Annotated in this window: 11 protein-coding genes; 6 read left to right on the top strand and 5 right to left on the bottom strand. The window is 42.0% G+C overall.

What is annotated here, in order from left to right; genetic code table 11:
* Positions 1-150 precede the first annotated feature (150 nt).
* Both EAH55_RS08910 and lysA read left to right on the top strand, forming a co-directional pair.
* On the top strand, positions 151-1,461 hold the full coding sequence (locus tag EAH55_RS08910; RefSeq protein WP_112568145.1) for an aspartate kinase: 1,311 nt from the start codon (positions 151-153) through the stop codon (positions 1,459-1,461).
* Between the two features lie 123 nt (positions 1,462-1,584).
* Positions 1,585-2,754 (top strand): diaminopimelate decarboxylase, encoded by a 1,170-nt coding sequence (gene lysA / locus EAH55_RS08905; RefSeq protein WP_112567734.1) that lies wholly within the window; start codon positions 1,585-1,587, stop codon positions 2,752-2,754.
* Between the two features lie 67 nt (positions 2,755-2,821).
* Here the strand turns inward: lysA and EAH55_RS08900 are convergent, their stop codons facing one another.
* A complete protein-coding gene (locus tag EAH55_RS08900; protein ID WP_121809320.1) occupies positions 2,822-3,586 on the bottom strand; it encodes a hypothetical protein in 765 nt (254 codons plus the stop codon).
* Positions 3,587-3,666: 80 nt separating this feature from the next.
* A complete protein-coding gene (locus EAH55_RS08895; protein ID WP_121809319.1) occupies positions 3,667-4,317 on the bottom strand; it encodes an HAD family hydrolase in 651 nt (216 codons plus the stop codon).
* Between the two features lie 468 nt (positions 4,318-4,785).
* Here EAH55_RS08895 and EAH55_RS08890 point away from each other — a divergent pair, with 468 nt between their 5' ends.
* From EAH55_RS08890 to EAH55_RS08880, 3 genes are all read left to right on the top strand, one after another.
* Positions 4,786-5,922: a GAF domain-containing protein gene (locus tag EAH55_RS08890; RefSeq protein ID WP_121809318.1), complete on the top strand. Its 1,137-nt coding sequence runs from the start codon at positions 4,786-4,788 to the stop codon at positions 5,920-5,922.
* Between the two features lie 121 nt (positions 5,923-6,043).
* The gene (locus EAH55_RS08885) at positions 6,044-6,238 is read left to right on the top strand and encodes a cold-shock protein (protein WP_090533335.1); all 195 of its coding nucleotides are present in this window, start codon (positions 6,044-6,046) and stop codon (positions 6,236-6,238) included.
* Between the two features lie 187 nt (positions 6,239-6,425).
* Positions 6,426-6,812 (top strand): YtxH domain-containing protein, encoded by a 387-nt coding sequence (locus tag EAH55_RS08880; RefSeq protein ID WP_112567726.1) that lies wholly within the window; start codon positions 6,426-6,428, stop codon positions 6,810-6,812.
* A gap of 69 nt (positions 6,813-6,881) precedes the next feature.
* On the opposite strand, the gene EAH55_RS08875 is transcribed toward EAH55_RS08880, so the two are convergent.
* Positions 6,882-8,747 carry a M1 family metallopeptidase gene (locus EAH55_RS08875; RefSeq protein ID WP_121809317.1) on the bottom strand — a complete coding sequence of 622 codons (1,866 nt, stop codon included), beginning with the start codon at positions 8,745-8,747 and terminating at the stop codon, positions 6,882-6,884.
* A 277-nt stretch (positions 8,748-9,024) separates the two neighbouring features.
* Positions 9,025-9,531 carry a DUF892 family protein gene (locus EAH55_RS08870; RefSeq protein WP_121809316.1) on the bottom strand — a complete coding sequence of 169 codons (507 nt, stop codon included), beginning with the start codon at positions 9,529-9,531 and terminating at the stop codon, positions 9,025-9,027.
* A 151-nt stretch (positions 9,532-9,682) separates the two neighbouring features.
* Here EAH55_RS08870 and EAH55_RS08865 point away from each other — a divergent pair, with 151 nt between their 5' ends.
* On the top strand, positions 9,683-10,633 hold the full coding sequence (locus tag EAH55_RS08865) for a Smr/MutS family protein (protein WP_121809315.1): 951 nt from the start codon (positions 9,683-9,685) through the stop codon (positions 10,631-10,633).
* 77 nt (positions 10,634-10,710) lie between these two features.
* On the opposite strand, the gene EAH55_RS08860 is transcribed toward EAH55_RS08865, so the two are convergent.
* The gene (locus EAH55_RS08860) at positions 10,711-12,375 is read right to left on the bottom strand and encodes an alpha-L-fucosidase (protein WP_121809314.1); all 1,665 of its coding nucleotides are present in this window, start codon (positions 12,373-12,375) and stop codon (positions 10,711-10,713) included.
* Positions 12,376-12,424 lie beyond the last annotated feature (49 nt).

Below are 12,424 nucleotides of genomic sequence, written 5' to 3'. Positions count from 1 at the left end.
CCCGCGCTTTTTCTTGCGCGAGGCTCTTTAAATTAAATTACCGATAAGCGTTTTTAAATACTATTTTTAGCGCCTCAAATATTGGTGCTTGAAAATCAGCAAAATGGTATTATCAAACATCAATTCAAACAAGGTAACAGCAACATAAAAATGAAAGTTTTAAAATTTGGTGGGACATCAGTAGGTAGCCCCGCCCGGATGAAAGCGCTGCTTGACATCATTAACCCGGCCGAGCGCCAGGTAGTGGTACTATCGGCAGTGTCAGGCACAACAAACAGCCTCGTAGAAATTGGACAAGCATACATCGCCGGCGATAAGAAGAAGGCGGCACAGCTTATTACTATCCTGAAGGATAAGTACGAAATTTTTATTAAGGAGTTGTTTGTCAAGCCTGAATTTTTAGCCCAGGGCAAAGAGGTTATCGACTACCATTTTTCGTTGCTGAGCAACCTGGCTAATGATCTGTTTACCAATATCGAAGATAAGATCATTGTTGCGCAGGGCGAACTGCTGTCAACAACCCTTTATCATGTTTATCTGAAAGAGATTGGCGTACCGTCGGTACTGCTGCCTGCTTTGGATTTTATGAAAATAGATGAGGATAACGAGCCGATTGTTGACCACATTACCGAAAATCTGCTTCCGCTGCTTGATAAACACCCGGAAGTAAACCTGTTTATTACCCAGGGCTATATTTGCCGCAACGCTTACGGCGAAATTGATAACCTGCGTCGCGGTGGTAGCGACTATACCGCATCACTGATTGGTGCAGGTATCCGCAGCGAAGAGGTACAGATCTGGACGGATATTGACGGCATGCACAATAACGATCCGCGTATTGTTAAAGGAACTCAGCCCATAGCCCAGTTATCATTTGATGAAGCTGCCGAGTTAGCTTATTTTGGCGCGAAGATCCTGCACCCGCAAAGTGTATTCCCTGCCCAGAAATATAAAATCCCGGTTCGTTTATTGAACACGATGGACCCCAAAGCTCAGGGAACCCTGATCACCAATACCAGCGAAAAGGACAAGATCAAATCTATTGCTGCCAAAGATGCCATCACCGCCATCAAGATCCAATCGAGCAGGATGCTTTTGGCCCACGGCTTTTTACGCAAGGTATTTGAAGTGTTTGAGCGCTATAAAACATCAATAGATATGATCACCACATCAGAAGTAGGTGTATCTGTTACTATTGATGACACTACTTATCTCGGCGATATCACTAAAGAGTTAAACGCTTACGGCTCGGTAGAAATTGACGTAAACCAGACCATCATTTGCGTAGTAGGTGATTTTGGAGCCGAAAAGCATGGCTACGCGGCACGCGTGCTCGAAGCTGTTAAACATATCCCGTTGAGGATGATATCATACGGTGGCAGCGATCATAACCTATCGTTACTGGTAAAAACCGAGGATAAAATAGAAGCATTAAGGAGCTTACATAACAGGCTATTCTAATTTCGGATATCGGGTTTTTGATTTCGGAATTAGGGCATTTGAAATTTTTAATTTAAACGTCATTGCGACAGACCAGGCAATCCACGGGTTATCTGATTCAGCATGATTTGATGATATACTACAATGTTTACAAGTAAAACTATAGATAAATTTAACGGCTTAGATACTCCGTTTTATTATTACGATCTGGAAGTGCTTAAAAACACTCTGAGTGCCTGCCGTGACGCTTCTGCCAAGCATGGCTTCCATGTACATTACGCCATGAAGGCAAACTTTAATCCAAAGGTTATTGATACTATTCAAACCTATGGCTTCGGTGCCGATTGCGTGAGCGGTGGCGAGGTAAAAGCAGCCATTGAGCATGGCTTTGATAAAAGCAAAGTGGTATTTGCGGGCGTAGGTAAATCCGACCGTGAAATTAACCTGGCGCTTGATGCCGATATCTTCTGCTTCAATGTGGAATCTATCCAGGAGCTTTTTATTATTGATGGTCTTGCCAAAGCCAAAAACAAAAAGGCCGGTGTTGCTATCCGCATTAACCCAAACGTTGATGCCCATACGCACCATTTCATCACAACCGGCCTTGATGAAAACAAGTTTGGTATCAATACCTGGCAGTTGCCGGATGTGGCCGCCGCTTTGCGTAAATGCGATAACCTGCAATTTTTAGGCATTCACTTCCATATTGGTTCACAAATCACCGATCTGGAGGTTTACAAAAATCTTTGTACCCGCATCAACGAAATGCAGGACTGGTTTGAAGATCGTGGTTTCCCTATCAAAGTACTTAATACAGGTGGCGGTCTTGGGGTTGACTACTATAACCCGGATAACAACATAGCCGATTTTGAAGCCTACTTCCAGGTATTTAAAAGCTTCCTGAATGTTAAGCCAGGCCAGGAAGTACATTTTGAACTTGGTCGCGCTATGGTTGCACAAAGCGCATCTTTGATCTCACGTGTTTTATACGTTAAGAACGGTCAGAAAAAGAACTTCCTGATATTGGATGCCGGCATGACCGAACTGATTCGCCCGATGCTTTACCAGGCTTATCACCAGATAGAAAACCTGAGTCGGAAGTCGGAAAGTCCGGAAGTCGGAAAGTCGGAAAGTTTAAAATACGATGTAGTTGGACCGATTTGTGAAAGTACCGACTGCTTTCAGAAAGATGTAAGCTTACCCGAGTCATTCCGCGGCGACCTGATAGCTGTGCGTACCGCAGGCGCTTATGGCGAGGTAATGGCTTCAGGCTATAACCTTCGTGATAAGGTTGGTAGTGTTTACTCAGAATAAGCTATTTAAGTAGTTCAAACCACAAACAACGTCATTGCGAGACGAAGCAATGACGTTGTTTTTTCAACTAAAACTGGTATCCCAGCCTGAACTGAAAATAGTACCCACCCTCGGCTATCAGTACATATCTTTTGATCTGCATAAAATAAGCTACGGTAACTATTCCGTGGTTTAAGGATGAGTAGGTATAATTTGAGTTATTGTTCCTGTAAATATTATCGGGGCCAAAAGTACCTCCAGCAAAAACGCGGAAGCCGAACTTCTTCTCGGCATTATAGCCTGCATGGAAAATAACTTCTGTAGTACCACCCAGCGTAAACAAATCAGTACGGGTGTCAGTAAAAAAGTTCGGCTGGTTGGTTACTGTTTTTCTGAAACGGGCGTAGTCACCAAATTCATGACTATAAACGGCCTCAAAACCAATGATGCGGAAATCAACATTCCTCCCTTTTATAAAATAATCTCCCGATAAGCGTAACCCTCCCGCCCCGAAAAATTTATCCCGGAAATAATATGGGTCACTGGGCTGCAGTTCGCCGTTATGATAACTCCCTAAAACGCCGAAAGCACCATAGGCAAGGTTAACATGATCAAAGGTATTTGCATGGCTCAGGTTAAACTGCCCGCTTGTGAGATTGTCTGCCGGATTAATATTGGTATCATATGTAATACCTGCCGTAATATAAGTGGCAGATTTGCTGGTATCAGCAGATACCGGCTTAGGTAAATAAGCTATATCGCTGCGATGCAGGGCCGGCGCATATACATGATCGCTGCAGGAACTGGCCAGTGCGGCTATGCCCAATAGGCAAAAAACTAATTTAAGGTTCATCGTAACAGGTTCAGATCAAGATTTATAACTAAACAATGATACGATGAATCCTTTAATAAAATAACAGCCTGGCAGATTTATTATATCAGTTTGCTAAAAAAACCATCTGTAAAATCTTCGGCAAAGTGGATTACATTTTCTAAAGCCACAAACTCGTCCTGCTGATGTGTAGTGGTTAATACAACAGTTTTCATAGCCGCGTTGGCAGCAGCTTCCGCGCCTTTGGGCACATCTTCAAATACCAGGCAATCGGTTGGTACAGTATTTAATAGTTCTGCGGCTTTTAAAAATGTTTCGGGATGTGGTTTACTTAGTACCACATCATCGGCACTAACAATTGCCTTAAAGTAATGCCTGATGTTCAGGTTATCCAACACAAAATCAATATTAAAAGGAATAGCTGCCGAACCGATTGCCATGGGGATACCGGCTTGATAAGCTTTCTCTAAAAATTCATGCAAACCTGGTAACAGCGCAAGGTGCGGTAAAAACTCTTCCTGGTAGCGCTGCTCTTTCAGGATAGATAGGCGATCCATTTCTTCGGTAGTGAAGCGGTTGGGGCCAAACATACGCACCAGTACCTCCTGGTTTTTACCATACATCTGCGGCTTTACTTCATCCCAGGTAAAATTACCGCCCAGATCATTATTTAAAAGGTATTGCCAAGCTTTAGTGTGGAACGGCATATCATTGATCATGGTGCCGTTAAGGTCGAATATAAAGGCCTTCATTTGTATTGTTCAATTTTATAAGAAGATGCAAACCACAATCGCGATTGCCGGTGCAAACTTAGCTTTTTAAAAACTAAACTTCTAACTGCATCGTATATTCTTTAAAACACATGTGATGTAGGATACGCGATACAGGATGTGGCTAAAAAATAAGACGGATAATGTGGATGTTGCTTTGTTGTGATCTGTTTTTTAGCGAGCCCGTTGGCTTTAAAGCTAAAGGGCTTTTTATTTGCCATTCCCACACTTGCCATATGGTTAAAAAAGTGCCCTATCCGAAATATTTTAATCATAAAGAATGTTTACTTTAAACAATAATTAAATTCTCAATTTTTTTTCATTTTTTTTGTCATTTATACATCTATTGGCCAAATCATTGCGTATTTCATTACAAACAGGCCGATATTTTGTTAGCGCGTATACTTTCTGTTTTGAATTAGTTATTTAAAAATCTACTAATCTTATACAATGAATGACGAACCCCTGCGTCTGCATGCCGTTAAGAGATTTAAGGATCTGGATAACGATATTGTAGTCGATTTAAATGACATAGTAGGATTAGCAGCTCAGATCTGTGGCACCCCCGTTGCCCTGGTTACCTTGCTTGATTCGGATATGCAATGGTTTAAAGCCTCCACCGGTACCCATATTAGCTGTACCCCGCGCGAGGTTGCATTTTGCAACCACACCATAGCCCAAAACAAGGTGCTGGTAGTGCCAGATCTGCTTAACGACGAGCGTTTCAATACCAATCCACTTGTGGTTAACGAACCCCTTGCAAGGTTTTATGCCGGTGCTCCGCTGATCACCAAAGATGGCCACGCGATCGGCAGCTTATGCGTTATCGATTTTAAACCCAATGACCTCAATCATCAGCAGGCCAAGTCATTAAAAACGCTGGCAAAACAGGTGGTAAATCTTATGGAGCTTAATTCAAGCCTGCGTTCGCTTGAGCAACAACACCAGCATTCCCAATCGCAAAAGGCATCCATCAGCGAATCGGAGATGAAGCTGAAAGCGATTTTCGACAGTTCAAAAGATACTCATATCCTGGTTGGCCGTAACCTGGAGGTTATGGCATTCAACAAATCGGCTTCAGTATTCATCAAAAGTGTATACAATAAAAAACTGGCCAATGGCGATAACATCATTGCCTATACAGAACCGACGATGATCCATAGCTTTTCAAAGTATTTTGCTGTGGCATTAACCGGTCGTTCTATAAAACGCGAATGGGAATTGCAGAGCGGGACACCCAATGCATGTTGGAAAGAAACTTCGTTTATTCCTGTAAAAGACAATAACGGCGAAGTGATCGGCGTAGCCATCAACTCAACCGATATTACCACGCGTAAAAGGCACGAAGAACAGATCAGTATTCAAAACGAGGCGCTTAACCGGATAGCAATTATACAGTCGCATGAGTTGAGAAGGCCGGTGGCATCATTACTTGGCATTTTAGACCTGATGCGGATGGAAAACATTGATTTTGGCTATTTTAATATGATTGAGCACACGGTTAATGAGCTGGATGAAAAGATAAGAGGGATAGTAAAAGATTCGGAGGATACGATACAGGGACATCATTTAGCTATAGTAGCCTAAACTTCAACACCTTAACAATGCAACTACTGTCCAATTATTCAGTTTGTATCTAAATTGCATTCGGGGGTTTGCACGATTACGGTAAATTATATCTACCTTGGCGGCATTAATAAATAAAATAATGCAAAATCAAGGAACAGTAAAATTCTTCAACGAAACAAAAGGTTTCGGATTCATCGTGCCAAGCAATGGCGGTCCGGATATCTTTGTTCATTCAACAGGCCTTATCGACGAAGTTCGCGAAAACGACACCGTTGAGTACGAAGTTGAAAATGGCCGTAAAGGTCTTAACGCGGTAAATGTAAAAGTTATATAATTATAATATAATCATTAAGCCTACCAGGCACTCAATTTTTTGGGTGCCTTTTTTGTTGCCTTACTTTTTGTTAATGTGCTATGTGTATAAACTTAATATTTGGATACTATCTTCAAATAAAAACTGGCATTGTTGTTGTTTAACCAATAATATCATAAATCGATTACACATAAAACAAAGAAAGAACATGAAAGATCAAGCAAAAATTATAGCAGCATTATTAGTAGGTGCTGCAGCTGGTGCTGCTTTGGGTTTATTGTTAGCGCCTGAAAAAGGCACCGAGTTAAGGGGCGACATTGCAGACTATATAAATGACCTGGTTGATACAGCCAAGACCAAAGCTCAAAACACAGCCGGCGAAATCAAAGATTACAGCAGTAATGTAATTGATAAAGCTAAAACCAAGTTTAGCGGCACGGTAAGCGATCTTTGGGATGCAAAAGATAATGCCGTTGATGCTGCAAAATCAAAAGCTCATGATCTTGCAGACAAAGCCAGCGATGCTGCTGAAAACGCAAAAGATAAAGTTAAAGCAACTGCCAACGATTGGAACAATTCTGTACAAAACGCATAATATTTAGTACTATCATAAAATAATAAAACCCGGCCAATGACCGGGTTTTATTATTTATAAACATTTTTATTATTTATTCCAGGTATTGTTGCTTTCATCAGCGTCCATAAATATGCCGCCATCTAACGTAACCGATTTTATTGCTTTAGCAGTTTTGATATCTACCGAAATCTGTCTTTGGTTTTTTTCCCAAACAGCCGGTGTTTGATGAATGCTTTCAGTTGAACCATCTGCATAGGTAACCTTTACATCAAACGGAACGGCGAAGCCACCAATGTTTTTGATTGATGCGGTATAACCGCCTGATGATTTGCTTACGCCTTTCAATGAAAGATCAATGTAGTAGTTGGTGAAGAACCAGTTATTGAAAAACCAGTCGAGGTTTTTACCGGTGATATTGCTCATGGAGTTAAAGTAATCCCATGGAATAGGGTGTTTGCCATGCCAGCGATCCATATATCCATGTAAAGCTTTTTTGAACAGCTCGTCGCCCAGCATATCTTTCAGGGCAAAATAGCTTAGCGATGGCTTACCGTAAGAGTTATTACCATAACCTCCTCTTAGTTCGCTTGAAGGTGTAATAACCGGCTGATCTTCGGCAGTTGAGGCATCATGGATCCACCTGTCAACACGGAAATCTTTGTATAATGCTTCAGCTTTTTCCTTACCAACTTCTGAGGCCCCTATCAGCAATTCAAAGGTTGTAGCCCAGCCTTCGTCCATAAAAGCGTAGCGGCTTTCGTTGATACCCATGTAAAAAGGGAAATAGGTGTGTGCTATTTCATGATCCTGTACAAATTGCGAAAAACGGATGTCATTGGTATGGCTGTCATTTACCATCATTGGGTATTCCATATCCGCAAAGCCTTGAAATGAGGTCATTTTAGGGAATGGATAAGGTACACCCGGCCAGTTATGCGACAACCACCCTAACGAATGGCGGCCGGCCTGTACAGCGTGATGAAAATCTTCAGAACTATCTAAAAAGGCAGCCTGCATGCTTGCACGGCGTTTGGTGGCGTCATCCACCACAACACTGGCTGCATCCCATACATAATGATCGCTAATACCTACTGCCATGTCACTGATGTCATTAGCGGTCCATGTCCAGGTATTCATATCTTTTTGAGCAGTTACCTTATGCGCAGCCATTTCTGCCGCCGAAGCAACATGAATGGTTGAATCGCTGGTGAAGGAAGCCTGTAGGCGTTTTGCATACTCTGGTTGTAATACTTCATTAGGGTTTTGCAGCGTACCTGTAGCCCAAACCACATAGTTTTTAGGGGCGGTTACGTGCAGCGTATAATCATTAAAGTCGTTATAAAACTCCTGCGCATCAAGGAAAGGCAACCTGTCCCAGCCATTATAATCATCATACACCGATACGCGCGGATAAAAATAAGCGAGGTAGCAGGTGGTTGAATCAATCATACCCTCGCGGCCACTTTGCTTAGATAACTCAAAATGCCAGCCGATATCCAGCTTAACCGAATCATGCGGCATCAGCGGTTTGCTCAGGCTTACGTACTGATTTGTTGAGGCAGATGGAACTTTTTTTACCTCGCCATTAACTGAAAAATTATCAAACTGGATACCCGGTGTCAGATAATCAGCCCCGGCATCCCCAAAACGGGCCGAACCTGGTTTATGAATATTCAGGATCAGTTTCATGTTAAGCCTTTTTAAGGTATCAGAGCTGTTATTAACATAAGTAATCTGTTCCGTTCCTTTTACGGTTCGGTTTTGAGGTACGGCCGTAATACTGATGTTATAACGGCCATAATTTTGCCAGTAATTTTTGCCCGGACGACCATCGGCCGATCTGGTTTCGTTTTTAAATGCCTTCTGTATATCGCGTGGCATATACAGGGATTGTGCCTTAACCTGAACAAATACCATGCAGGATAAGGCAGATAAAATAATGGGTCTGATCATGAGTCTTAAATTTCAGTGGCCAATTTAAATCAATTGGACTAAATAACGATATGCGGGAAGCATTTATCAATACAATCAATGATAAAAAACTATTGATAAATCGTTATATCATACCACATTTGTAACAAAGCTGTCACAATGAATATTTATGAATAAATATTTTGCGGTATCGGATATATTTTTTTTTACTTTGTTATCAGTTATTTTAATAGGGGTATTAAATAACTAACATTTAAGCCATCTGCGCTATGCGGATGGCTTTCTTTTTTTCAAATCACTAATCGGCAACTATATATTCCTTGATAATGAGCGTAAAAAGCTCATCATTGTCAATTGATTCGTCTTTACATTCGGTAAGTAGCTGCTGAGCCTCAGTATAGTTAAGCTGCTTAGCTACCATAATAAGCATATGACATGAGGTTATATTAATATGCTCAAGCAGTTGCAGATACATCATAATATCCATATCCAGCAATACCGGAATTGATTGTGCCTCATCAAGACAAAACTCATCCTTAACAATGGACTTTATAGGGTTACAGTTCTTATCTGAAGGAATTTCGTCAATTAGTTTATAAACCTGCTTCATGCGATCGATCTGCTTTTTGATATCATCCCAAAACTCCTGTATTCCCTGCTGTAGCGCAGTAAATGAGGCAAGACCTTTCAGATGTTCAAGGTGCTTATCAAGGTAGCACTTACCAAAATAGATCCGGTTTAGATTGTGGACAAATACTTGTTTTAACAAATCATTATCCAGTGTTTTAGGGGTATTGTTGCTCATGGTATGAAAATAAATGTATATGGTTAAAATTGATATTTCTAAAAGCTGTTAATCATTCAATTACTGCTAAACCCAATTAAAAATAAGCAAGTTTTATTATCGGTGGGATGTGCCCGGATAAATTAACTTTGCACAGTAATAACATTAAGCTATGAAATATAAATTAGGCGATTTTGTTCGGTTTGTTGATGAAAAAATGGAAGGTTTTGTTACCCGCATCATCGATGAGCAGATGATAGGCGTTACCGGCGATGATGATTTTGAGATTCCGGTACTGGCCAGCAAGGTAACTTACGTACATGGTTACCAGCCTGCAGGAACAACAAAAAGCACCAATACAACCGATGAAAAGCCCGTAACCACAGGAGAATTTGTACAAAAAGGTGTTTATATAGGTGTAATTACCGATGCCCGGGCAAATTCGGTAGTTCATTTCCACCTCATCAATGAAACATCTTTTCAGCTACTGGTTACTTTAACAACAGATAAACAACAGGTATTTAAAGGCGAATTTGCGGGAATAGTAGCCCCTAAATCAACAGAGAACATGTATTCGGCGCAACTGGCAGATTTGCAGGTGTGGCCCAAATTTATCTTCAGCGTTTTATTCAGCACCAAACAAAACATTGAACCGCCGGCACCTTTGGCTGTTCATGAAAAATTTAAAGCCAAAGATTTTTCGACCACTAAAAAGAATATTCCGTTGCTTAACCAACCGGGATGGCTGATCAGGCTTGATGAACCCGAACTGGTTATTGATGCGCAAAAACTAAAGGAAAGCTTTTTTGAAACGCCTACCGAAAAAATAGTGATTGAAAAACCGGTTAGCGAGGTTGATCTGCACATAGAAAAACTGCGCGATGATTACCAGTTTTTAAGCAGTTCGGAGATCATGGAGATTCAGCTGGCCCATTTCCATAAGGCCCTGGACGCTGCTATTGTTCACCAGTTACCTGATATTACCTTCATACACGGCGCCGGTAATGGTACCTTACGCAATGAACTGCATAAACAACTGGGCCGGCATAAAAAAGTACAAACCTTTATGGATGCCCGTAAAGAGAAATTTGGTTACGGGGCCACTAAGGTGCTGCTGAAGTAGGCAATGATTATGCTTCAAAAGACTTACGAAGTTTTAAAAACTTCGTAAGTCTTTGTTACGACGAACTCTATAAGCCTCTATCCTATCGCTCCCTCAATTCTATAAACTACAGCAATATCATCTGGCTTTACAGCAGGAGTTTTAATTTTGAGGCCTTCACCCGTTTGTTCCCAACTTAATTTACCCGGATATCCTATCATACTTACATTGCTGATCTTTCTGCCGGATAATTGCGGTGATGCACTCGCCAGGCTCTTGATCAGGTTACCTTTTTCGCCCGGCCAGCCTAATGCAATAGCATAAAGCGTATTACCTTTTTTGGTGAACCTAATATCATCGGCAGTAAAAGGCTTGCCCTTACCCTCGTTAAAGCCCTGGGCATCTAAAGGAGCAGCTGATTCAATTGCCGGGCCTTCGCCGAAAATAGTCCACGGGCGGGTGGCGTAAATAGCTTCACTGTTAATGTGCATCCATGCTGCTATCCCTTCTACAATTTTACGTTCTTCGCTGTCAATGGTACCATCGCCTTTTACAGGGATATTCAACAACAGGTTGCCATTTTTACTCACTACATCAGCAAGCGTATGGATAACGGTTTTAGCGCTTTTATAGCCCTTATTTTCAAATATCCGGCGGTCATAATGCCAGCCACCAATGCAGGTATCTGTTTGCCATGGCTCGGGCTCAATCTGGTTGCTTTGCCCACGCTCAATATCCCATATCATACATTTACGTTGCTGCTCGTCTAAAATCTTGCCAAACAGGGCGGCTTTTAATTTCCCGTGCTTTTTAACGCTGGTATTGTACATGTGCGCGGCAATCTTTAAACCAGCATCATTCACCGGCCAAAGCGGAAGCGCGGTATCATCAAAATATATCAAATCGGGACCATACTTATCAATAAGCTCGATGGTGCGCTTCAGGAATTTATCGCAATAAGCTTTGCTCGGCATGCTGGCGCCATTTCCCCAGTTCCACTCCCGGTGTATTGCATGATCATCCAGGCTGTCCTTACTCAGCTCATGATTTTGAGCATACAATTCCTGTGGGTCATAGCCGTTCCACCATTTACCGGCACCATCAGCTTTAGTTAGCTTGCCATCATACGGAATACCTTTCATTGCCCCTGTTTTATCCGAGCGCTGCGCAACTTCCAGCCAGGTCCAGGTGTGGGCGGCATGTACTGTTACACCAAATGGTAAACCCCGTTCCTTTGCAGCTTTGGCCCATCCGCCTATTAAATCCTTTTTAGGCCCCATCTTGGTAGAGTTCCACGACTGATAGGTACTGTTATACAGATCAAACCCATCATGATGATTTGCTAAGGCCATAAAGTACTTAGCTCCGGCGCTCTTGTACAAATCAAGCAACTCACCCGGCTGCCAGTTTTCGGCCTTCCATTCGTTTATCACATCCTTAAAACCAAACTTTGAGGGATGTCCATATTTTTCAATGTGATATTTATACTGATCACTGCCTTCCTGGTACATACCACGGGCATACCAATCGCCACGTTCGGGCTGGCACTGTGGCCCCCAATGTGCCCATAAGCCAAACTTGGCATCCCTGAACCAATCGGGCACTTTATATTGCTTAAGTGATTCCCAATCGGGCTTAAACGGTCCATCGGCAATTCGCGGAACAGAATTAGCGGCCAACATCCCAACCGAACCAAAAGCTTTTGAAAGGTAAAAGGCAGGTACAGCGGCAGCCATACCTTTAATCAGATCTCTTCTCTTCATAGGTCTACAATTAATTGTTATTTAAACACTTAATTGCTTGCAATTTAAG

The sequence above is a fragment of the Mucilaginibacter kameinonensis genome (assembly GCF_003675385.1).
Taxonomy (GTDB): Bacteria; Bacteroidota; Bacteroidia; order Sphingobacteriales; family Sphingobacteriaceae; genus Mucilaginibacter; species Mucilaginibacter kameinonensis.
The sequence above is the reverse complement of the archived record's forward strand: the minus strand, read 5'-3'. Positions and strand labels throughout refer to the sequence as shown.

What these genes read in the sequence shown, in the direction of transcription:
- EAH55_RS08880 (WP_112567726.1), top strand. Translation starts at nt 6,426, where the DNA reads ATGAAAGATCAAGCAAAAATTATAGCAGCATTATTAGTAGGTGCTGCA.
- EAH55_RS08865 (WP_121809315.1), top strand. Translation starts at nt 9,683, where the DNA reads ATGAAATATAAATTAGGCGATTTTGTTCGGTTTGTTGATGAAAAAATG.
- EAH55_RS08910 (WP_112568145.1), top strand. Translation starts at nt 151, where the DNA reads ATGAAAGTTTTAAAATTTGGTGGGACATCAGTAGGTAGCCCCGCCCGG.
- EAH55_RS08900 (WP_121809320.1), bottom strand. Translation starts at nt 3,586, where the DNA reads ATGAACCTTAAATTAGTTTTTTGCCTATTGGGCATAGCCGCACTGGCC.
- lysA (WP_112567734.1), top strand. Translation starts at nt 1,585, where the DNA reads ATGTTTACAAGTAAAACTATAGATAAATTTAACGGCTTAGATACTCCG.
- EAH55_RS08890 (WP_121809318.1), top strand. Translation starts at nt 4,786, where the DNA reads ATGAATGACGAACCCCTGCGTCTGCATGCCGTTAAGAGATTTAAGGAT.
- EAH55_RS08885 (WP_090533335.1), top strand. Translation starts at nt 6,044, where the DNA reads ATGCAAAATCAAGGAACAGTAAAATTCTTCAACGAAACAAAAGGTTTC.
- EAH55_RS08870 (WP_121809316.1), bottom strand. Translation starts at nt 9,531, where the DNA reads ATGAGCAACAATACCCCTAAAACACTGGATAATGATTTGTTAAAACAA.
- EAH55_RS08895 (WP_121809319.1), bottom strand. Translation starts at nt 4,317, where the DNA reads ATGAAGGCCTTTATATTCGACCTTAACGGCACCATGATCAATGATATG.
- EAH55_RS08860 (WP_121809314.1), bottom strand. Translation starts at nt 12,375, where the DNA reads ATGAAGAGAAGAGATCTGATTAAAGGTATGGCTGCCGCTGTACCTGCC.
- EAH55_RS08875 (WP_121809317.1), bottom strand. Translation starts at nt 8,747, where the DNA reads ATGATCAGACCCATTATTTTATCTGCCTTATCCTGCATGGTATTTGTT.